The 23,243-nt window shown below is 40.1% G+C and carries 17 protein-coding genes; 3 read left to right on the plus strand and 14 right to left on the minus strand.

The window, feature by feature from the left end:
• Positions 1-120: 120 nt before the first annotated feature.
• The 6 genes from GJB62_RS16845 to GJB62_RS16870 form a co-directional block, all read right to left on the minus strand.
• On the minus strand, positions 121-549 hold the full coding sequence (locus GJB62_RS16845; protein WP_114081289.1) for a hypothetical protein: 429 nt from the start codon (positions 547-549) through the stop codon (positions 121-123).
• A 61-nt stretch (positions 550-610) separates the two neighbouring features.
• Complete coding sequence (locus tag GJB62_RS16850; protein WP_114081288.1) at positions 611-1,480, minus strand: zinc metalloprotease HtpX; 870 nt, start codon at positions 1,478-1,480, stop codon at positions 611-613.
• A 296-nt stretch (positions 1,481-1,776) separates the two neighbouring features.
• Positions 1,777-2,415, minus strand: coding sequence for a Uma2 family endonuclease (locus GJB62_RS16855; protein ID WP_114081287.1), 639 nt, complete (start codon positions 2,413-2,415; stop codon positions 1,777-1,779).
• A gap of 127 nt (positions 2,416-2,542) precedes the next feature.
• A complete protein-coding gene (locus GJB62_RS16860; RefSeq protein WP_114081286.1) occupies positions 2,543-3,778 on the minus strand; it encodes an LL-diaminopimelate aminotransferase in 1,236 nt (411 codons plus the stop codon).
• A 190-nt stretch (positions 3,779-3,968) separates the two neighbouring features.
• Positions 3,969-5,306 (minus strand): NAD(P)/FAD-dependent oxidoreductase, encoded by a 1,338-nt coding sequence (locus tag GJB62_RS16865; RefSeq protein ID WP_114081285.1) that lies wholly within the window; start codon positions 5,304-5,306, stop codon positions 3,969-3,971.
• Between the two features lie 234 nt (positions 5,307-5,540).
• The gene (locus GJB62_RS16870) at positions 5,541-6,461 is read right to left on the minus strand and encodes a DUF4349 domain-containing protein (RefSeq protein WP_114081284.1); all 921 of its coding nucleotides are present in this window, start codon (positions 6,459-6,461) and stop codon (positions 5,541-5,543) included.
• 234 nt (positions 6,462-6,695) lie between these two features.
• On the opposite strand from GJB62_RS16870, the gene ilvC reads away from it, so the two are divergent.
• Complete coding sequence (gene ilvC / locus GJB62_RS16875) at positions 6,696-7,691, plus strand: ketol-acid reductoisomerase (protein ID WP_114081283.1); 996 nt, start codon at positions 6,696-6,698, stop codon at positions 7,689-7,691.
• A gap of 143 nt (positions 7,692-7,834) precedes the next feature.
• Here ilvC and GJB62_RS16880 read toward each other — a convergent pair whose 3' ends face one another.
• The 3 genes from GJB62_RS16880 to GJB62_RS16890 all read right to left on the minus strand — a co-directional run bounded on the left by GJB62_RS16880 (position 7,835) and on the right by GJB62_RS16890 (position 9,416).
• Positions 7,835-8,308, minus strand: coding sequence for an SET domain-containing methyltransferase (locus tag GJB62_RS16880; protein WP_114081282.1), 474 nt, complete (start codon positions 8,306-8,308; stop codon positions 7,835-7,837).
• An 86-nt stretch (positions 8,309-8,394) separates the two neighbouring features.
• A complete protein-coding gene (locus tag GJB62_RS16885) occupies positions 8,395-9,240 on the minus strand; it encodes a DMT family transporter (protein ID WP_245245949.1) in 846 nt (281 codons plus the stop codon).
• Between the two features lie 35 nt (positions 9,241-9,275).
• Positions 9,276-9,416, minus strand: a complete 141-nt coding sequence (locus GJB62_RS16890; protein WP_159402525.1) for a hypothetical protein — start codon at positions 9,414-9,416, stop codon at positions 9,276-9,278.
• A 605-nt stretch (positions 9,417-10,021) separates the two neighbouring features.
• Between GJB62_RS16890 and GJB62_RS16895 the strand changes: the two genes are divergently transcribed.
• Positions 10,022-10,861, plus strand: coding sequence for a sterol desaturase family protein (locus GJB62_RS16895; RefSeq protein WP_114081280.1), 840 nt, complete (start codon positions 10,022-10,024; stop codon positions 10,859-10,861).
• A 338-nt stretch (positions 10,862-11,199) separates the two neighbouring features.
• Here GJB62_RS16895 and GJB62_RS16900 read toward each other — a convergent pair whose 3' ends face one another.
• The 5 genes from GJB62_RS16900 to GJB62_RS16920 form a co-directional block, all read right to left on the minus strand.
• On the minus strand, positions 11,200-11,694 hold the full coding sequence (locus tag GJB62_RS16900) for a DUF427 domain-containing protein (protein WP_114081279.1): 495 nt from the start codon (positions 11,692-11,694) through the stop codon (positions 11,200-11,202).
• A gap of 241 nt (positions 11,695-11,935) precedes the next feature.
• Positions 11,936-13,273 carry a 5-histidylcysteine sulfoxide synthase gene (gene ovoA / locus GJB62_RS16905; RefSeq protein ID WP_114081278.1) on the minus strand — a complete coding sequence of 446 codons (1,338 nt, stop codon included), beginning with the start codon at positions 13,271-13,273 and terminating at the stop codon, positions 11,936-11,938.
• A 339-nt stretch (positions 13,274-13,612) separates the two neighbouring features.
• Positions 13,613-14,587 carry an L-histidine N(alpha)-methyltransferase gene (egtD, locus tag GJB62_RS16910; RefSeq protein ID WP_114081277.1) on the minus strand — a complete coding sequence of 325 codons (975 nt, stop codon included), beginning with the start codon at positions 14,585-14,587 and terminating at the stop codon, positions 13,613-13,615.
• Positions 14,588-15,607: 1,020 nt separating this feature from the next.
• On the minus strand, positions 15,608-17,764 hold the full coding sequence (locus GJB62_RS16915) for a polyribonucleotide nucleotidyltransferase (RefSeq protein ID WP_114081276.1): 2,157 nt from the start codon (positions 17,762-17,764) through the stop codon (positions 15,608-15,610).
• 101 nt (positions 17,765-17,865) lie between these two features.
• Positions 17,866-18,411: an N-acetyltransferase gene (locus tag GJB62_RS16920; protein WP_114081275.1), complete on the minus strand. Its 546-nt coding sequence runs from the start codon at positions 18,409-18,411 to the stop codon at positions 17,866-17,868.
• Positions 18,412-18,553: 142 nt separating this feature from the next.
• Here GJB62_RS16920 and GJB62_RS16925 point away from each other — a divergent pair, with 142 nt between their 5' ends.
• Positions 18,554-23,224: an SNF2-related protein gene (locus GJB62_RS16925; RefSeq protein ID WP_114081274.1), complete on the plus strand. Its 4,671-nt coding sequence runs from the start codon at positions 18,554-18,556 to the stop codon at positions 23,222-23,224.
• Positions 23,225-23,243 lie beyond the last annotated feature (19 nt).

Consider the following 23,243-nt stretch of genomic DNA (forward strand, 5'->3'; position numbering starts at 1 on the left):
GCGCCTCTGTGGTTCGATAATTTATTTCTTGGAAATCCCTCACTACACAAAACTTGTCCCTCACCGACTCGGAGAGGGACAGACTTTAACTTTAGTTCAAGATAGGGAAAGTTCGGCAAACTAACGAGAGTAAGGATTATTGAAGGTTTCCCAAGCTGCCATAGCTGCTTTTTGCAGGCGAAAATTGAAGTCCACTAAGTCTTTCATCAATAAATACCAGTTTCTCTCAACTTCATCCTGAATTACCGCCCAAGAGTCCTCTAAGCGATCGCGTTGCATCAGTTTTCTTCCTTCAACCAATTCTCGTGCTTGTCGCACAGCTTTCAAATAGGTTTCACGTGTGAGAGTTCCTGCTGAATCAGCCTCAGCTTGAGCGCGTCTTTTTAGTGCCTCAATCAGCGCTTTGGTTTCGCGCTTCACTTCATCACTTTCGTTAGCCATTTCGGTTTCTACTAGTTCGTCGGTTTGAGAACTAATTTCTACAATTACTATGGATTCTGTAGATTCAATGACTGTGCTTTCAAAGGATTCGATGTTGTTAGCATTCATAGTTAAAACATCCTTAAATTGCAAAATTTACTCTTGGATGAAAACTACATCAAATGACAAATCAATAAGCTTTTGTTGGCAGTTGTTGCTCTAATTTCAATAATGCTGCAACTCTTGCTTCTGTAGCAGGGTGACTGGAAAATAAGTTACCTAAAAACTGTCCAGAGATAGAATTGATAATTAATAACGGTTCAAAAGCTGGATTGGCATTTAAAGGGATCTGTTTTGCTGAGGCTTCTAAGCGTTGTAATGCCCTAGCTAATGCACGGGGATTACCAGTTAATCTAGCAGAACCTGCATCAGCAGAGAATTCTCGTGTGCGCGAAATTGCTAGCTGAATAATCGTTGCAGCCAATGGCGCAAGCATTACTGTTAACAAAACGCCCAAAGGATTACCGCCTCTGTTGTTATCTCGTGAGCCACCGCCAAACCATAAGCTATAACTCACCATTTGCGCTAGAAATGAGATCGCACCAGCAACGGTAGCAGCAACAGCTTGTGTCAGAGTGTCACGATTAATAATGTGGGTGAGTTCGTGGGCGATAACACCTTCGAGTTCATCATCTGGCAATATATTCAAAATGCCTTCAGTGACAGCTACAGCAGCGTGTTCGGGATCGCGCCCTGTAGCAAAGGCGTTAGCACCTTGGCTTGGGACAATGTAAACTCTAGGCATGGGGATGTTAGCGCGATCGCTTAGTCTCTGCACCATCCGATAAAGTCCTGGTGCTTCTCCTTCACTCACAGGCTGGGCCTGATATACTGCCAGAGCAATCTTATCTGATTGATACCAGGAAAATAGGTTTGTTGCTGCTGCCAAGCCAATTCCAATTATTAAGCCACTACTACCGCCAATTACCCAGTAACTAATTGCGATCAAAAGACCACTTAATGCAGCTAGTAAAGCAGCTGTTTTCACTTGATTTCCCATATTTTCGCTCTCCTATTAATGCTGTATGAATTTTCTAGAAAACAGCATTACTTAAGCCATACTTTGATTGTATCCAGCTAAACTTAGATATATGGTACAGAAAACCTATCAGACAAGTACGGTTTTCCTACTTAACTTTTATAAAAAATAATTTAGTTGTTTTTGATACTTGTTATTTTGATAATATTTTTATTTATAGATAATAAAAAGACATCTATCTGTAGAAGTAAATTATTTATTTAGGCAGAAATTAAGTAGTCATAGTATGAAACAACTACGTCAATTTGAACTGTTTACTAAATCATCGCTTGCAATTCTTCCAAAGCTTGAAAACTTTCTACTTGCCAACTGCGTTCCACGGCAGCAGGGATAATCTGAGTAATAGCTATATCTTCAAAATTAGGACTGGTATTAGATTTTATGTATTTCCCATCTCTGAACAAATAAATAGAAAGGTTTCCACTGTCGTAAATCCATAATTCTGGGACTCCAATGGCTTCATAAGCATCAAGAGTAGTTTTTGATGTGATATCAGTCTCAATGGCTAAATCTGGCGGCGGATCATCAGGTTGTAAGCGGCGATGACCAATCATTTGTTGATAATTCTGAATATAAAAGCAAGCATCAGGTTCAACTCCTGCCACACCTTGCCGTTTAAAGGTGGTGGAACCAAAAGGTTGGTATCTGATATCTTTAGCCTTTAGCAATATTTTGACAATATCAGAAATTAAATCTTTGGGAATTTCATGTTCTGGTAAAGGAGCCATAATTTCTAAAGTACCCTGGCTGTAGGCAATTCGTGTAGTTCTTTTTTCTCCCAATTCTTGTAAAATAGATTCAAATTCTTCCCAGCTCACATTTGGAATTGTCACCGTGCTACCAGGTGCTAACTGCATCTGGCTAACAGGTTTAAAAACGGGGATAGCAGCAGTCATGTCGCTTCGCTCCAATTCAAAATTGAAAATTCAAAATTGAAAATTCAATATCTATCAGGTTGCGGTGGATAATCCAGCCCACCGTAACCTTTAGACTAATAGATTGAGTTTAACAAAAGCGATCGCTCTACACCTTAAACTTCTCGGTAATCCGCTTCATCGCTTCTTCGACATTCTCCCGGCTGTTAAATGCCGAAATGCGGAAGTAACCTTCACCCGCAGCACCAAAGCCAGAACCAGGTGTCCCGACAACGTTGACGGTTTGCAGCAACTTATCAAAAAATTCCCAACTGGATAAACCATTAGGCGTTTTTACCCAGACGTAAGGTGCATTCACGCCACCATAAACTGATAATCCGGCGGTTGTGAGTTTCTCGCGGATAATTTTGGCGTTTTCTAGATAGAAACTAACCAATCCTTTGATTTGTGCTTGCCCTTCTTCAGAGTAAACTGCTTCGGCTCCCCGTTGAACAATGTAAGAAACACCATTAAATTTGGTAGACTGGCGACGATTCCACAGTTTCCATAGTTCTACATCGGAACCATCGGCGGCTTTTCCTGTGAGTGTCTTCGGTACTACGGTTAAGGCGCAACGAGTTCCTGTAAAGCCTGCATTCTTGGAAAAAGACCGAAACTCGATCGCAACATCTCTTGCACCTTCTATTTCATAAATTGAGTGGGGAATCGATGGATCGGTAATATAAGCTTCGTAGGCTGCATCAAAGAAAATAATCGAGCCATTAGCTTTGGCATAGTCCACCCATGCCTTTAAATATTCCTTAGTAGCAGTTGCGCCAGTGGGGTTATTGGGAAAGCAGAGATAAATTAAATCGACTTTCTTTGAGGGAATCTCTGCGATGAAGTTGTTATCAGCCGTAATTGGCAGATAAACTAAGCCTTCAAACTCGCCTTTATCGTTGGCATCTCCCGTATTACCCACCATCACGTTAGTGTCTACATACACAGGGTAAACTGGGTCAGTAACGGCAATTATATTGTCATGACCAAAGATTTCTAGAATGTTGCCTGTGTCGCACTTGGAACCATCGGAGATAAAGATTTCTGAGGCATCTATATCGGCTCCCCGTGCTTGGAAATCGTGAGCAGCAATTTTTTCCCGTAACCAAGCGTAGCCTTGCTCTGGCCCGTAGCCTTTGAAGGTATTGCGATCGCTCATCTCTTCCACAGCTTTGATCATAGCTGTGCGGCAAGCCTCCGGTAGAGGTTCGGTAACATCACCAATGCCCAAGCGGATGATTTTAGCATCAGGATTCGCTTCTGCAAAGGCATTCACCCGCCGAGCAATTTCTGGAAATAGATAACCCGCTTTCAGTTTCAGGTAGTTGTCGTTAATAGTTGCCATTATATAGATTATGAAAAACGCCCTCAAATAGCTTACTGCTAATTTATGAGGGCGGGGAGTGGGGAGTGAAGAAGGGAATAGGGTAAAGGTTACAGGGTACAGATTATTCCCTATCACCTGTCACCTATCACCTATCACCTATCACCTATCACCTATCACCTATCACCTGTTACCTGTCACCTCTTCCCAATTAGACATTTACAGGCTGTTTATTATCGGCTGAAATTACAAACTCCGTGATTGATTCTTTACCTGTAATTAATCTTGCTCCGCGATTCCGGGTGAAATAGTTCCATGCCCACTGAATCATTACTACTAATTTGTTGTCAAATTCAATTAAGAAGTAGATGTGAATCACTAGCCAAAACAGCCATGCAAAGAAACCTTTCAGCTTGATAAAGCCCAAATCGACTACAGCAGAATTGTGCCCAATCATCGCTAAACTACCATGATCGGTATAAGCAAAGGGTGGCAAACTTTTACCTGCAAGTCGCTGTTGAACTAATGTAGCTACATATTCACCTTCTTGCTTGGCTACAGGTGCAACACCCGGTAGAGGTTTACCATTTTGATGAGAAAAATTTGCTAAGTCGCCAACTACAAAAATATTGGGATGTCCCTTAATACTCAAGTCAGGTTCAACAATAATCCGTCCAGCGCGATCGCACTCAGCACCTGTGCGTTCTGCTAGCACTTTTCCCATTGCTGAAGCTTTTACACCTGCTGCCCATAATACCGTTTTTGAGGCAATTTCTTTAACTTCATCGCCTTGTTTGAGGGTAACAGTATCATTTTCAATATTCGTTACCAGTGTTTTTGTCTGGACAACCACCCCCAAGCGCGTCAGGGATGCTTCCGCTTCTTGTGATAACTCTGGTGCAAAGGGTGGCAGAATCCGATCCAAACCTTCTAATAGCAAAATCTTCGCTTCTGAAGTGTCGATGTTGCGGAAATCTTCTTTGAGGGTTTGATTTGCCAATTCTGCGATCGCACCCGCTAACTCTACACCAGTTGGGCCACCACCCACAATTACAAAGGTTAACCAAGCACGGCGTTTTTCTGGATCGGTTTCTTTTTCTGCGGCTTCAAAGGCTGAAAAAATCCGGCTACGCATTTCTATGGCATCTTCTACAGTTTTCAAGCCTGGGGCAAATTCTTCCCAGTTATCTTTGCCAAAGTAGGAATGCTTTGCACCTGTGGCAACAATCAACGTATCGTAAGCTATTGCTTCATCGCCCACAGTCACTTGTTTTGCTTCTGGATCGATATTATTCACCTCTCCCAGCAGCACTTTCGTATTCTTGCTCTTGCTGAGGACAGAACGCAACGGTGAAGAAATATCAGCCGGAGATAGCGCACCTGTGGCGACTTGATATAAAAGGGGTTGAAATAGATGAAAGTTACGTTTATCGATGAGAGTAACGTTTACTGCTGCCTTGGCGAGTGTTTTTGCCGCATACAGTCCTCCAAAACCACCACCAACAATAACTACTTTATGAGGTGGATTATTGTCAAGAGAATTTACCATAAGAAATATTATCCGGTATTCTGACTATTGTAACTATTCTTAACAAATTTGTATCAAAATTGTCATCATATATTTTGTATTCCTGTTTACATTTGAAGAATGATTAAAGCAATCAAAACTACAGGATAAATAGAACTTTTAAAGATAGAGGGTTAGACAATAAGATTTGGCAATATTTAACATACTCTTTGCTTATGTAAATTTATAAACGGTAGATGTAGGATTTATGCAAATTCATTCAGAACGAGTTGATTCTGGTGCTTGTGTTAAACGTGGTGAATGAGTTCGCCGCCAACGACTAAAGCCATAGATAAGAGCAGCAAAAATTAACAAATAGGGACTGTAAACAATTAACCAAATACCCAGCTTGAGTAAGCCAACAGAAAATGCACTCAAAGAATGGGTAGAGTTGTTCCAAGTTTCCTGAACTTGCAAACCAAAAGCAGGTTGGGGACTGGTGCTAGAAACTGCTGCTTCTAGGTTCAGCGTAATTGTGGAATAAGCAACTTGATTTTTGAGGTTTTTCAGTTGGGCATCAATTTGTTCTATGGTTTGACGGACATTACTCAATTCTTGGGAAACACTAAGCACATCTCTAACAGAACCCGCCCGATCCATGATTTTTTGCAAATTGGCTTCAGTTTTTTGCAAATTTGTTAATCTGGCTTGGAAATCCACCAGGCGATCGCCTACATCTTCCGCAGTAATATTACGACTCTCTACAGTGCCTAATTTAGCTAGTTCTTCCAGAGTAGGTTCTAGCCGATTCTCTGGTATCCGCAATTGGATTGTTGCTGTGTAACGCGGGTTGTCACTTTTGGGTTGTTGTTGTTTCAACCCGATTAAATCCCCTTGCTGTTGATTGATAATTTGCGAAACAGCATCAACAGTTTTATCTACAGAGTTGACAGTCAAAGAGATTGCTGCCTTTTTGATGAGTTGGGGACGAGAACGGTTTATTGGTGCAACTTCCGCCTTTTGGGAAATACTGTTTTCACGAGCAGATAATTGATTTACCGCGCCATTGGATGCAACTTGAGGTGCAGACTGATTTGTTGACCGATCCGAAGAAGCGCAACTAGTGAAAATCAACCCTCCTAATAATGCACTCACAAATAAAGCAGATGTGCGTGGCAATTTAGTCGAAGCGTACATAATCTATCCTTAGATGGATGAAGTTAAACCTAGTATTGCTGAAAGAATACTCAAAATCTGTATTGTTGCGATTTATGTAACAGGTTTGTGATTAGTCATTAGTCATTAGTCCCCTGCTCCCCTTAGTCCAAAGAGATAAAATTGAATTATTTATAGTCATCTGTGTTACTCAATTTGAGGTACAATCGTAAGCCTGCCAATAAATGACGATGCTTGCTGACAGGAGATGCTTCTATGGCCCGGATGTACTATGACGAAGATGCCAATTTAGACCTTTTGGCTGGAAAAACTATTGCTATCATCGGCTATGGTTCTCAAGGTCATGCCCACGCTCTCAATCTCAAAGATAGTGGTTTGAATGTGATTGTGGGACTATATCCGGGTAGTAAGTCAGTAGCAAAAGCTGAAGCTGCTGGGTTAACTGTGAAGAATGTCGCAGATGCTGCCAATGCTGCTGACTTTATCATGATTTTGTTACCTGATGAAGTCCAAAAAACGATTTACAAAAACGAGATTGAACCAAATTTAAAAGAAGGGAATGTGTTAGCCTTTGCCCACGGTTTCAATATTCACTTTGGGCAAGTTGTACCACCAGCTAACGTAGATGTGGTGATGGTAGCACCTAAAGGGCCAGGGCATCTGGTACGGCGGACTTATGAACAGGGTGAAGGTGTACCAGCGCTGTTTGCAGTTTATCAAGATGCTAGTGGTCAGGCACGCGATCGCGCCATGTCTTATGCTAAAGGTATTGGTGGTACTCGCGCTGGTGTTCTCGAAACCACTTTCCGCGAAGAAACCGAAACCGATTTATTTGGCGAACAAGCAGTATTGTGCGGTGGTTTGAGTGCTTTAATCAAAGCCGGATTTGAAACTTTGGTAGAAGCTGGTTATCAACCAGAATTGGCATATTTTGAATGTCTGCATGAAGTCAAGCTGATTGTTGACTTGGTTGTAGAAGGCGGTTTAGCTAAAATGCGCGACAGCATTTCTAACACAGCTGAATATGGCGATTATACCCGTGGGCCAAGGATTGTTACCGAACAGACCAAAGCTGAAATGCAAAAAATTCTCAGCGAAATTCAATCTGGGCAATTTGCACGAGAATTCGTTTTAGAAAACCAAGCTGGTAAACCAGGATTTACCGCCATGCGTCGCAAAGAATCTGAACACAAAATTGAGGAAGTTGGTAAAGATTTACGCGCTATGTTTAGCTGGTTGAAAAAAGCTTAAGCAAAACAAGGATATGAATGTGGAGACGTTGCAATGAAACGTCTCTACAATGATTTTGAAATTACGCAAAATTATTTTTCATACTGCTATAGATGTTATTTAAAATGCGTAGAATAGGTGCATTTTAAATAACATCTTTTGCTTTAGATTTTGAGATAATCTGCAATGTACTCTCCATAGCGATCGCGCAACATTTGTTCGCGTAATTTGAATCCTAATGTTTTTCCTCGACAGCATAGAGATTTGCACAAGCACCGCGAGACAGCTATTGATTCATATTCAGTGGTTTCGTAGTCCCAGGTAATTTCGTCACCTGCTTCGATATCGCCCAAAGCAACGAAGTCATATCCCCCAAACTGATTGTTGCTTACACCAGTATTTGGATCGCAAGAATGATTAATTACGACAGCAGGCTCATCTAGGTTGACATACAAATTAAAATCCATCTGAAAGGAATAAATTGTTCGTTGGGGAACTTCTTCAATTGGGATACCTACTACAACAGTTTCCCCTTTGGCAAATTTTTTCGTAGCAAATACTCCTCTTCCTTTTGCTGTTTCCTGAATCGTGACATGAAAATTGAGCTTTACAGCTGAAATTGACTCTATTGTATTCATAGATAAAGACCCACTATAGTTTAAATTTCTTGCTTCCAAATTTCAAACTTGGCTTAGTTTGATTTCACTTTCGAGGTGAAAGCTCGTTAACTGCTCTGTACCTCAACTTTTGCTTCCGGCTCAAGCTTTTGAGGGCTTTGACTTAGAAGCAGAGCAACTAAGACAAGAATCGCGCCAATTAGACCGCGTATTCCCAGATGTTCTCCAAGTAGCCAAAACGAAAAAATTGTGGCGAACAAAGGCTCAAGTGTATAAAGTAAAGCTGTTTCGTCGGCTGAAACCCATTGCTGTGCCAATGTTTGCAGCCAGATAACAGCAGCTGTCGCCAACAGCCCTAAGTAGACAATTACTCCCCAATGCTGGTGAATTACCTCAAATTGGTTAAGAATTTGGGTATTATTCCAGAGCAGACCTAGCACCGCAATGAACAAAAGTTGAACACTGGTAAGCGTTAAGGTGGGGTGACGAGACGCAACTCGGTCTAGGAAAATTATGTAGCCTGCATAAACAAAAGCATCAACGAACATCAACAGATCGCCAATTCCTAGTTCTCCCCCTTCCCAAAACATCACGCCAATACCGATCACAGCGACTCCAGCAGCGAGGAAAGTTCTCAACGGTACGCGCTGACCACTCAGCCATGCTAGTAGCGGGACGATGAGTGCGTTCAAACTGCCAATAAATGCAGCCCGATTCGCTGGTATAGTCTTGAGTGCAATTGTTTCTATAGCTAAGAAAAAGAACAGGAAAAGACCTAGTACTGTACCATCACGAAGTAAAAGTGCGTTAATATTGCGTAAATTTACAGCAAAAACTGCTGCTGCTATGACAAAGCGTGTAGCAATCAATGCACTTGGTGGAAGATTACTAACGATGTCTTTAGTCAATGGAAAAGTTGTAGCGCTAATTACATTAACAAGGATAAGCAGCATTATTCCTTTTAAACGCAACGTATTTTCAATTTGCATCAAATTAATTGATTGAATAATGTTTCTTTACATCCATAGAGAATGCGATCGCATAGAGAATGTTGGTTTTCCTGTATCCAGTCAGCGCCTTCTGAATTGAGGATTTTTAGTTGGGAAAGTTCTACTAAGTAAGTTGGCACAATAAAAACAAACTATGTAAATAAAAATGAACTAGCCTAAAACCCTTATACCTATTGCCTGTTGTCTATTCCCTATTGCCTTATCCCAACGACAATTATTCACGCCCACTTAACTTAATCTGATTTTGGTAATTTCATGTCTTTTTTCACATTGCAATTAAAAGGTAAAACAAGTTCGCATTAATCCAATCCAAATTGTATCATTTGCTGCGTTATGTTTAAAATTTCTAATCACTAAAAATCTCCTAGTCACAAAAATTCTGTTACTAAGTAGATAGCGATAAAATAATTACAAATGTTAGTAGACTGAAAATTTTTGCGATCGCCTAATTGATACCTGCAAATCAGATTGCTACATTGCGCTTCTCATATACTGCGGTAAGCTGCTACACATCATCTATGGATGCGATGATTTTGGTATCACTTCCATTTCTCTTTCCTAAAAGGAGAGAGGCTTTGAGGCTTAGTCACCAACGCTAGCCAGAAGGGGCTGTTCTTATCCTATACAATTGAGAAACCCTATTTATAATCTGGTGAAATCCAAAAATAAATAATTTATACTTGCAAAAAGGCTTTAATCCCATAACTACTAAAAGGATGCAGGTATGAGAAAGTTTTTTAATTTCTGCTTCGAGGTTGAATTTTATCTAAAAATTGCTATTACTTGCACTATTGTTCAGCAAATATTTTATTGGTTGTTGCACAATATAGAACTCAATTTTATAACTCAAGTGCTGTTATACTCGCTTGTTGGTTCTATTTCATTTTATAGCATTGGTCTTTTCATCGAAAAGGTAATTAAAAAGAATGATAATTTAAGAGAGAAACTAACTGCCAGAGTTAAGAAAGTCAAAACACAACCATTTCCTTCATTTACTGCCAAAGGCATCATTACTGGAGAAATCAAAAGTTTCATAGCAGCTTTAATTATCCTCTACTTAGCACCAGAGGTAAATAGAGGAAATAGTTTGCTCTCAAATTTTGGATGGTTTTTGATGAGAATAATTGTTGCTGATTTCTGTTTTTACGTTTCCCATTCGCTACTTCACAGAAAATTTTTACAAAAAATACATTTAAAACATCATGAGTTTGCCGACTCATCAAGTTTTGTAGCTGGACATAAGAGTTTAACTGAATATATTATTGTTACTATTACAGACCTTTTGCCTATCTTTATATTTGGGTATGACATCACCCAACTATGTGCTTGGACTATTATAGGTAATGCTTACAACCTTGAAGGTCATAGTTCCTTATCAATATTTTTTGTTCCATCAGATTTTCACGATCTTCACCACAGTTGTTTCAAGAGAAACTATGGAATTCAAGGATTTTGGGACAGGTTATTCAACACCCTAAACCCTCCGACAAAGAAGCCAGGAATTATGTTCCCTATAGCTTATTTGGAGCATATCACCATGAAGTTGTCTAAGACTTTAGATTGATTAAGAACTTTAAATATAGAGAACCCATCTTTTGATTTTTGGCTACAGTGTACACACAAGTCTTTTAAAGTTCTTCTACAAGCTTTTGATTCTCCCAACTCCCCTTTTTAAGGGGGAAAATTTTCTTAAATTCCTCCAATTTATCAGAGAATTTAGGATAATCTGAAACATTTATTGTTGAAAGATGTGTGTACACCATAGCTGATTTTTGGAGAGATAAAGCGTAGTTTGACGGGGTTGGTTGCAATGAATCTAGGAATCCTAAATAATTGTCTAAACTCGATATTCATGAGGCAAAATTTTCAAGAAATTCTGACTCATTAATTTTATGTCAAAAATTACCACCCCATTGTTCCTGGACTACCTTTAAATGGCCCGACAATATCAGAGGTAATCCATCCTCCATAAAAATCACCAGGTTGAGACATAACTAGCTCATCATTTACATAGCAAGCATCCATTAAACTAGGGTAAAAAGCATAGTATTCTTGAATTGTGACAAAATCAGGTGTGGGGTCAAAATATCGCCAAGCAGCGTTATTTATATACTTATCACCGATGCTAATATCATAATATTGACACTTACCTTTCCATTCACACCAAGTTTTTTTAGGTGTTTCTATCAGATATTCTAATTTAATGTCTTCTGAAGGAATGTAATAAGAAGGAGGATGGCTAGTTTCTATGACTCTTTTAGCTTTACTTGTTTCTGCTAAAACAATATTATTAACAATTATCCGAATTGATTTATTTGTATCTTCTAAACGAGCCGGACGCGGATAATCCCAAACTGACTCTTGACCGGGTTGTGGAGGAATAGGATTTGGTCTCATAGTTAATAATTTCCTGTTTTTACGTTGCCATTAAAATACAAAGGTAGTTCGCATGAATCCAATTCCATTCTAGGGTAATTTTTCGTACTATTCCTCTAGATTTTAGGCTAGTAATATGTTTGATGTCTCAGCAACATATTGAGCCTGATCGCTACAGGGAGAAATGGAAGATGTAAAAATTGCTATTCTGTAACTATTACTATCCTGCAAAAAATTATTTTTCTAAAACCTCATGTCAACGTTAATGCTTGATATCTTGAACAATCCTAAAACCGGCGTGTTGATAAAAATTAGGACGGAACCAGTTGCGATAATATTTTAAAGCTTCTGTACCGTTAGTTATCCAGCATCCTCCTAACATCATCTGATGTTTATTATCAAAAAATATGGCAGAATTATCTTCGTAAAGGAAATGAGGCTCATATCCTGATAAAGGATTTAAATTATCACTCAAGTGTTCCCAAAGATTTCCGCGTAAATCGTACAACCCAGAATAACTTTTGGCGGTTTCTAACATTCCCACTGGACTAGGTGAGCCAAATTTTAGATTGACATTGTAATTGTCTACATCTTCTACCAAAGCACTACTATAAGTTGCTAAATGATATTCAGCTTCACTCATTAAACGAGTATTTTTACCTTGCCAACGACAGTAAGCCATGGCTTCATAGTGATTGACCTCTACAGGCCAATCTAAGGGTAAGTCGATTTCATCAAACATAGCTCGATACTTGTAACTGCCATTTTGAGGTATCCAAAATTTGGGATATTTGATGTTGTTTTCAGTTTTCCAATGCCAAGATTCTTCATCCCAATACGCTTGGTTTTCGTAGCCACCAGCCTTGACAAAATAACTAAAATCGGCATTGGTAATCAGATATTTACTGGCTAAAAAAGGTTCTACTTCAACAGTGCGATCGCCATAATCAATATCCCATCCATAGGTCGGATCGTTAAAGGCTTTGCCAAGTTTTACTACCCCACCTATAACTTGTATCATTTCGTTTTGAGCAGTGTAGCCATTAAAAGGGGCATATTGCCAGTTTTTGGGGCGTTTCACTCTCTCAACTGGTAGTTGGCGAATTAACATCGAAGAGGTTTCAATATGAATACGCTGATGTTCAATCCCCATTATTAAAGCCCAGAGGGGATGAGTAGGGTGAATTGGTAGCGTAATCGGAGTAGTTTTAATTACTTCGGAAATTACTGTATATGCTTGTTTTCGATACTCCCAAGTTTGTGCAACTTGTGGCCATTCCAAATGAGCGATCGCTTGATTTAATTCCTCTGGTACTTCTGGATCAACTCCAATTTCAAATAGGATTTCATAGTCTGGATTAATCCTTTTTTCTAATAATCCAACGCTAATTAATTTATTAATATAGAAAACAGCCGAGTGTCCCAGATAAAAAATTAGAGGGTTTCTCAAAGGATCGGGATTGAGATAAAATGTATCTCCCTCCACTAAAGTTTTCATCAGCATATCTTCTAGCTGCCAAGCATTCTCAAAATAATTGAGGATAACTTGGCGATCGCAACTATCTAGTTTAGGCGGATGAGTAGATTGAAGACTGTTCATGATATAACTCAATTGCTATTATATAGATGATTAACTCTGGTTGATTTACTTGACATTAATCAAAAAGTTGTTAATGTTAATTGTTGATTGCATTTCGATTCTTTGTATGTTTTCCAGATATGTTAAATTTTGCTAAATGAAACATATCCATGAACAAACAAATGCCACTTACTTAAGCATTTATAAAATGGCTAAAAATACTGAGATATTCTAGGATGATCAATGCCTATCCGCCTTAAGTAAGTGCCATTCATGAACAAACCATAAGCTATGGAAGTTAAGGTTTAAAGCCTAATTCACGGATATGTCTATTTAAATTCAAATTTGGGGAAGCAAAATTTAAGCTTGGCAAAGAATTAACCCAAACCACTGATTGGGATCTGTCCAAGTTTTCAGAGTCTTGAGTCCATGTGTCTCCAGTTGTTTTTGCATAGTTACTAAATCAAACTTGCGAGAAATTTCGGTGAGAATGCTCTCTCCATCTGCAAAGCCAACTTGCAAATCTAGCGCTTCTAAAGATACCTCATGACTCTTTTGGCAATGCAGATACATTTCTATTTGAGCATCATTTTGATTATAAATAGCTTGGTGAGTGAATAAGCTGATGTCAAAATTACCTTGAAAACGCCAATTTAAATGAGAAAGGATATTTAAATTAAAAGCAGCCGTTACTCCCTGACTATCATTATAAGCTGGCTCTAAAATTTCTTTGGGTTTTTGTAAATCAATCCCCAAAAGAAAGTAGTCACCTGCTTGCAAAGTCCTAGTAATTTGGCTTAAAAAATTATCACATTCTCGTGGATTAAAATTCCCAAGAGAACTGCCTAAGAAAAAAATCATCCGTGATGCTGCAAATGTTGATTCTAGCTTCGTCAAGGCTTGTTCGTAGGTTCCTATTAATCCCTCAACAAAGAGATTTGGATATTTATGTTGTAATTTTATTACGCTAGATTTAAGGATGCCATGACTAACATCAATGGGTATATATCTACAGTGGCTTGCAATTTTTTGGTAAGCATCTAGCAAAAAAAGAGTTTTTGTAGAACTGCCACTGCCTAACTCTACAAGTTCACAATTACCTGTTATCTGAGCTATTTCATCGGCATATTGGCGTAAAATCCATGCTTCTGTTCGTGTTGGGTAATATTCTGATAATTCACATATTTGTTCAAATAGTTCTGAACCGTAATCATCATAAAAATATTTAGGGGGTAAAGTTTTGGGACTTTGAATTAATCCTTGGATGACATCTTCACCTTCATTGTTGAGAACTCGATCGTTCTCATTAAGAGATTTTAGATATGTAGCTAACATTGTGTCAATATATTTAGTTCTGAATGAAGTACTTAATATGACATATTTAGTACTTTAATAGCAAGGCTTATTTGTAGGTAATTAACAATGAATTAAAATACGAAAAATCTCTCGATTTAGTGTGGTATTAAAGCAGCTTTTACTAATTTCATATTTGTTAATTAATTGAAATGTGGGCTGATAAATAAGTCGATAGGAATAGACATAACTACACTGTTAGAGTTAAACATTATCTACTACTAAAAAATGGCAAAGTACATAAGTTAGCTTTATCGATGATAATTTAAATTTTAATTAAAAATAATTAAAGCTTTGGTAGCGATCGCAAAATTCAAAGAACTCTTAATTTTTATTTTAATAGATAACTAAAGTTTATCGAAAATCAGTTTTATCAAATGCCAAGCTATCTATTTTCTTTCATAAAATTTAAATGATTTACGTTCGCCTAAATTAAAAAAGTTGTGTTTTTATACCGTTTTTTGCTTAACTTTTCTCCTGTCAAAGACGCTCGCTATGCTAGGGTGTATACACAAGTATTTTAAAGTTGTCTCACAGCATTTAGATTCCCCCTACGGTAAGAGGAGCCAAGGTCTCCCTTTTTTAGGTGGATTTAGGAGGATCTAACGTCGTTTTGTACCTTGTACAGAGTTGTATGTACACCATAGCTTAAAAGGAGAAAGGGTTTGAATTTTACTGCCCTTCTCTACAATTTCAATGCAATTGATAATCGCTATATGGTATTAAGTAGGTAATTAAAATTAAAGATAATAGTAAAATTAAACATAAAATAAAATCCTACTTTTGAGGGATGAATCGCTCAAAAGTAGGATTGTTAGGGCTAAAGCCCTTACTACAAACTTTAATTTATTTAGGCTTAGTTACTTATCTTTTATAGTCATCAGAGAGATTTACAAGTATGAGTTTTAATAAATTTCGTGCAACTAATTTTGAGAAGCATACGGCGATGCCTTCACAGTAGGCATCGCGGATTTTAGATAAAATCTAAAATCCCAAATCGAGTTACCGATTCACCGCCGCAGCTTCTCTTGCTGCTGCTGCTTGATCTGGGTGGATACCCAAGCGGGTGAGATTAATCCGACCTTTGTTATCAATTTCACGGACTTTGATAATCACTTCATCGCCCACCGCTACTTCATCCTCAACTTTGCCAACGCGGTAGTCAGCTAGTTGTGAGATGTGGATCATCCCTTCTTTCCCAGGCAGAAATTCCACAAATGCACCTATGGGTATAATCCGAGTAATACGTCCTGCATAGACATCCCCTTCGTGCAACTTGCGGGTCATACCTTGGATGATGTTTCTGGCTCTCTTCGCCTTGTTCTCATCCACAGCCGAAATTGTCACGGTGCCATCATCTTCGATGTCAATTTTTGCACCAGTTTCCTCTGTGATGCCCTTAATAGTCTTGCCTCCAGGCCCGATGACCAGACCAATCATGTCTGAATCAATCTTGATTGTTAACAGACGTGGGGCATAAGGTGAGGTTTCAGTCCGTGGCACGTCGATGCAGGCGAGCATTTTCTCCAGGATGTGCAACCTAGCTGCTTTGGCTTGGTGGACGGCTTGGGAAATAACATCCAACGACAAACCGGGGATTTTCATATCCATTTGCAAGGCGGTAATTCCGGTATCCGTCCCGGCAACCTTGAAGTCCATATCGCCCAAAAAGTCTTCAATGCCCTGAATGTCGGTGAGGATTCGCACTTCGTCCCCATCCTTAATCAGACCCATTGCTGCGCCACTGACGGGTTTGAGTATTGGTACACCAGCATCCATTAAGGCGAGGGTGGAACCGCAGACTGAACCCATTGAGGTGGAACCGTTGGAAGAAAGTACTTCTGATACGATGCGAATCACGTAGGGAAATTGTTCTTTTGACGGTAACACAGGAATTAGCGATCGCTCTGCTAATGCCCCGTGACCAATTTCACGCCTTCCTGGTGAACGCATTGGCTTGGTTTCCCCGACTGAGAACGGCGGGAAGTTGTAATGATGCAGGTAACGCTTATGTTGGTCTAACTGCATATCATCGTTGAGGTTTTGAGCATCCCCAGGTGTACCCAAAGTACAAGTGGATAATACCTGAGTTAGTTCCCGATTAAATAAACCGCTACCGTGGACTCGCTTTGGTAAAACACCAACTGAACAAGAAACACGACGCACTTCATCGAGTTTACGACCATCAACGCGAACGTTATCTTCGATGATTTGCCGCCGCATGAAGTACTTGGTAATATCTTTAAAAGTGTTACCAAGTGCCTTGCTATTTGCAGTTGCGGCAACTCGAATTGGGTCTTCTTCTGGCAGTTCTTTAATCGTCGTGGCAATTTCATCCTTGACGACATCTAAAGCTGCATCGCGTTCGGGTTTGGTAAAGGTAAATTGAGAGAGGATTTTCTTAATCTGACCGTTAGCGCGATCGCGGATATAATTTTCTAGCGTCTGGTCTACTTCTGGTGGTGCTTCTTGCACTATCACTAAGCCCAGTTCTGCTACTAAATCTTGCTGCGCTTTGATTAAGTCCCGCACTGCTTCATAACCAAAGTCAATCGCCTCGATAATATCTCGCTCTGGCAACTGATTGGCTCCCGCCTCCACCATGATTACGCCATGTGGAGAACCGGCTACTACCAGATCCAAATCTCCGGCTTCAATTTCTGCATAAGTGGGGTTAATAATGAAATCATCTCCCACTAAACCAACGCGAACTGCTGCCATTGGCCCATTAAAAGGAATCTGGGCAATCAGGGTAGCGATGGAAGCGCCTGTAACTGCTAATACATCGGGTGGAACCAACTCGTCCATCGATAGCGTTAAGGCGATAATTTGCAGGTCATCCCGTAACCATGAGGGGAACAAGGGACGCATGGGACGGTCTATAAGACGGCTGGTGAGAATTGTTTTTTCTGGTGGACGACCTTCCCGCCGCATGATCCCTCCGGGAATCCTACCAGCTGCATACAGTCTTTCTTCGTAATCTACTGTGAGGGGAAGAAAATCAATGCCTTCTCTGGCTTGCGATCGCGTAGCTGTCACTAAAACGGATGTGTCCCCTGATTCTATCAAAACCGACCCACCTGCCTGGGGAGCTAGTAAGCCTACTTTCAGTCGAATATCCCTTCCATCGAAGGATATTGACTTATCAACTTCTGCCATTCAGTTCTTTTTCCTTCTCTTTCGCTATTCTCTTTCTGTGGCAATCCTAACATTTATGCACTAGGGCTGACTTCTAGTACATACAAAGATAAGAGTTGTCATCAATCCAAAGCACGATACATCATCAGCGCGTCTACCACCTGTTCATTATCTAGCTTCGCCGCATGAGGAATTCGCCCAATAATCTCAAATCCTAACGATTGCCAAAGGGTAATTGAAGGTATATTAGTTTCAAAGACCAAATTGAACATTACTGCTTCGTAGCCCAGGTTTGCTGCTATCAAGAGCATAGCCTCCCCCATGAACCGCCCGATACCCTGACCGCGCAACCCAGGTTGTACAATAAAACCAGCGTTGCAAATATGGCAACACCGACCGGGGAAGTTTGGTTTTAAATAAAACGCCCCCAATATTTCTTTGGGCTTGTGTGTAGCATCCAAAACAGATGTCCTGACAACAAAGGCATCCTTGCTTAACCAGTAAGTTGAAAATTCTGCCTGAGATAGAGGTTGCCTTTGGGGATAAGTTTTACCTTCAACAATTACAACATTGAGTAATGCTCTTACAACCTCCTGTTCTTGAGGATGAATATAATCTAGTTCTACTTTTATGTTATTTTTTATAACTTTAACAATGGGGAAATCCATTACTAATAATATTGATGCAGAATGATTATTTGAAAATTATTTGTATGCAATGATTTGATTATAAATGCTATTGGCAAGATTTAATAGTTAGAGCTTTGCGAGTTAAATTATTTAATTTTACAAGAATCTGAGTAGTTAGCAAATGGCGATTTTACACGGTAATTGGTTACTAAAAAGTCAAAAGGGTTGTTTATTTATTTGGGGAGAAACTTGGCGATCGCCACGAGTCAATTTAGAATCTAGTGAAACTGGAGATATCCCACCACATCCATTGGCAATGACATCAGTGGAGTTGAGTGAGTGGTTGGTTTCTCAGAAGATGGCCATTACTAACTTTATCCAGCAACCCCAAGTTGCAAATGCTACTACTGGGCGAACACGAAAAGCCGCCAGTGCCACTGAGATAAGTTTACCAACGCATTCACATATAATTGCCCTACCAACTTATATTCCCGAAGAGAGTACAGAAGGAACATCTGCAATTTTCCCTGTGCATTCTGCCAGCTTGGGGCTAGAAACAGACTCTCCGCAATATTTGCAACCGTGGCGGGTTGAAGGTTTTTGTCTCAACCCCAGCGAGGCAGTAAAATTTCTCGCTGCTATTCCCTTAAATGCTGCAAAAGGTGAAGATGCTTTTTTAGGAGGAGATTTACGTTTTTGGTCGCAAGTTTCCCGATGGAGTTTAGATTTAATTTCACGGTGTAAGTTTTTACCAAGAATTGAACGGCAATCAGACGGTGCATTTGCTGCTAAATGGCAAGTACTTCTAGACAGTGCTGTAGATGGAACTCGCCTAGAAAAATTTTCTGCGGATATGCCGTTGGTTTGTCGTACTTATCAGGGAGATGGGGGAGACAAGGAGACAAGGGGACAAGGGGACAAGGAAAATAACCATGCCGAATGCCTAATATATGTAGACTTTCCAGCCGAACCTCAAGAATTACTTTTGGGATTTCTCAACAGTACGATAGATACGCAAGTGCGAGGGATGGTAGGTTCTCAGCCTCCAATGGAAGCTAAGGCGATGGCATCTTTACCCGGTGGGGTGCGACAGTGGTTGCAAGCTTTAACTAGTGCATCTCATACAGTTAACGCAGATTCAATTGAAGTGGAACGACTGGAAGCGGCACTGAAGGCTTGGACGATGCCGCTACAGTACCAATTAACTCTTAAAACTCTATTTCGTACCTGTTTTCAACTGCGTTCTCCAGAGTCAGGTGAAACAGATTGGACATTGGCGTATTATTTGCAAGCGGCTGACGATCCTGAGTTTTTGGTGGATGCGGCAACTATTTGGAACAATCCAGTTGAACGATTGGTTTATGAAAATCGGACAATTGAGCAACCACAGGAAACCTTTTTGCGAGGTTTAGGGCTAGCTTCTCGATTATATCCAGCGATCGCACCCAGTTTTGAAACCGAATATCCCCAATCTTCTCGGATCACACCGATGCAAGCTTATGAGTTTATCAAAGCTGTAGCTTGGAGATTGGAAGACAGTGGTTTAGGAGTCATTTTGCCTCCTAGTTTGGCGAACCGCGAAGGATGGGCGAATCGTTTGGGTTTGAAAATTACAGCCGAAACCCCAAAGAAAAAGCAGGGACGTTTAGGATTGCAAAGTCTACTAAATTTCCAATGGCAATTGGCAATTGGTGGACAAACTATTTCTAAAGCTGAGTTTGATAAACTTGTGGCTTTAAATAGTCCGCTAGTGGAAATTAACGGCGAGTGGGTGGAATTGCGGCCTCAAGACATTAAGACAGCCCAAACTTTTTTTACCACTCGCAAAGACCAAATGGCCCTTTCCTTGGAAGATGCCTTGCGTTTCAGTACAGGAGACACCCAGGTAATTGAAAAATTACCAGTGGTTAGCTTTGAGGCATCTGGGGCGTTGCAAGAGTTAATTGGGGCGCTAAACAATAATCAAGCGATCGCACCTTTACCGACACCAGAAGGCTTTAAAGGACAGTTGCGACCTTATCAAGAACGAGGTGCTGCTTGGCTATCCTTCTTGGAACGTTGGGGCTTAGGCGCGTGTCTCGCAGACGATATGGGACTCGGTAAATGCGTAGCAAATGACACTCTAGTCAATGTAAATGGACTGTTACACACAGCCGAGACAATCTGGACAGCTCACGCTAAAGAAACAGAGTTTGACGGCGAAGGATTTTGGGCTAACCCCACAGAGGAATTATTAGTTAATTCCATAGATGAAACAACAGGCAAAATTGTCCAGGCTAATGTCAGGCGGTTGTATCGGCAGCAAGTCCGCGAGAAATTACGAAAAGTCACGTTAGAAGACGGTAGCAATATCACTATCACTCATCGTCACAAGCTTCTAACAAGTAAAGGTTGGACAAATAACTTACAGGTGGGTGATTACGTTTGTGTCCCAGGTAAAATGCTTTGGAATGGAAAACTACAAGACCCTGATTTAGTCAAGTTTCTTGCTTGGCAGATTGCCGAAGGGCATGAACTACCCAATATTGGAAGAGTGACAATATCCCAAAAAGATACCAGAGTATTAGAAGATTTACTCCAGATTTGCCAACGTATTCAAGAGCGCTATAACCTCAAAATTAACAGCCCTAATATCTCTACCTTCCCTAACAGAGTTTCTGCTCTTCGAGTTAATAGCCAAGCCTATCGGGAATTCTTAGAAGCTAAAGGTTATGTTTGGGGTAAACTATCGGCAGAAAAATCTATTCCGCCCTTCATTATGCAGGCAGACTTGGATAGTGTGCGGATATTTTTACAAAACTATTTTGATGCTGAATCTGCTGTTGTTTTGAGTATGGGGAGTATTGAAATTGCTACAGCTTCAGCTTTACTGATTCAGCAACTTTCTGCACTGTTGCGGCGCTTCGGTATTTGGTTGCGAATATCACCCAAATTGAAGTGTGCCACTAATGGAACTCGTACTTTACGCCCCTACTATATTGGTGTAATTGGAGGTAACTCTGCCCGCAGATTTATCCAAGAAATTGGTTTTAATAACTCAGAAAAGCAGAGCAAATTAGAACGAATTTGTCAACTGGTCAGCAACACAAATATTGAAGGAATACCTGCTTCTGATATGGTTGCTCAAACAGTCATAGCAACGGGACTCCCATTGCGGCATTTTGGGATGCACAACACTGTTTACATTAATGGTTCACAGCAATTTTCTAGAGGTAGTTTACAACGAGTAATAGCTGGAATGAACCGCATTATCAGTGGAGAAGCCCAAGAACAGTATCAGTTACTAAAACCTTCCAAGTGGACAACTCAAACACTGACAGCATATAGCAACTTAGATGTAGAACAGTTGAGCTTAACAAGACAGTCTTTGCAATGTCTTCTCGACCAAGAGGTATTTTATTGCCGGATAGAATCAATAGAAGAGATAGATTATGATGGATGGGTTTATGACTTTGAAGTTAGCGAACATCATAATTTTGTCGCTAACAATATTATTTGCCATAACACTGTCCAATTTATCGCTTTTCTACTGCACTTGAAAGAACAGGATGCGCTAGAAAATCCAACACTGCTAGTTTGTCCAACTTCTGTTTTAGGTAACTGGGAAAGGGAAGTCAATAAATTTGCACCAAGCCTGAAGATTTTACAATATCACGGCGACAAACGCCCAAAAGGGAAAGCGTTTTTAGAAGCAGTAAAAAAACATGATTTAATTGTTACTAGCTACTCACTGCTTCATCGAGATATCAAATCATTGCAAAGTGTCTCTTGGCAGATAATTGTTTTAGATGAAGCCCAAAATGTGAAAAATCCAGATGCGAAGCAGTCAAAAGCAGTGCGAGAATTAGAAGCGACATTTCGTATTGCGTTGACGGGGACACCAGTAGAAAATAGACTACAAGAACTCTGGTCTATTTTGGATTTTCTCAATCCTGGCTATTTAGGCAATAAGCAATTTTTCCAGCGCCGATTTGCTATGCCAATCGAAAAGTATGGCGATACGGCTTCTTTGACTCAATTACGTTCATTAGTGCAACCATTTATACTGCGGCGATTGAAAAGCGATCGCGACATCATTCAAGACTTGCCAGACAAGCAAGAAATGACCGTATTTTGCGGACTGACTACCGACCAAGCCGCACTTTATCAACAAGTTGTAGAACAATCTTTAGCAGAGATAGAATCTGCTGAAGGATTGCAACGTCGTGGGATGATTTTAGCTTTGCTAATCAAACTCAAACAAATCTGCAATCACCCAGCGCAATATTTGAAACAGGCGACATTAGAGCAACATAATTCAGCCAAACTGCTGCGGCTAGAAGAGATGTTAGAAGAAGTTTTAGCAGAAGGCGATCGCGCTTTAATCTTTACACAATTTGCTGAGTGGGGTAAGTTACTTAAACCCTATTTAGAAAAACAGCTAGGACGAGAAATATTCTTTTTATATGGCAGCACCAGCAAAAAACAACGTGAGGAAATGATTGACCGTTTCCAACACGATCCTCAAGGGCCACCGATTATGATTCTTTCTCTGAAAGCGGGTGGTGTCGGACTAAATTTAACACGAGCAAATCATGTATTTCACTTTGATAGATGGTGGAATCCAGCCGTGGAGAATCAAGCCACAGATAGAGTATTTCGGATTGGTCAAACCCGAAATGTGCAAGTACATAAATTTGTTTGCACTGGCACTTTAGAAGAAAAAATTCATGACATGATTGAAAGTAAGAAACAACTAGCTGAACAAGTTGTAGGTGCTGGTGAAGAATGGTTGACAGAACTGGATACAGACCAACTCCGCAACTTACTAATACTTGATCGCAGTGCAGTAATTGACGATGATGCAGAATAAGTTCGTAGTAAGGACTTTA

The sequence above is a fragment of the Nostoc sp. ATCC 53789 genome, from assembly GCF_009873495.1.
Lineage (GTDB): Bacteria > Cyanobacteriota > Cyanobacteriia > Cyanobacteriales > Nostocaceae > Nostoc > Nostoc muscorum_A.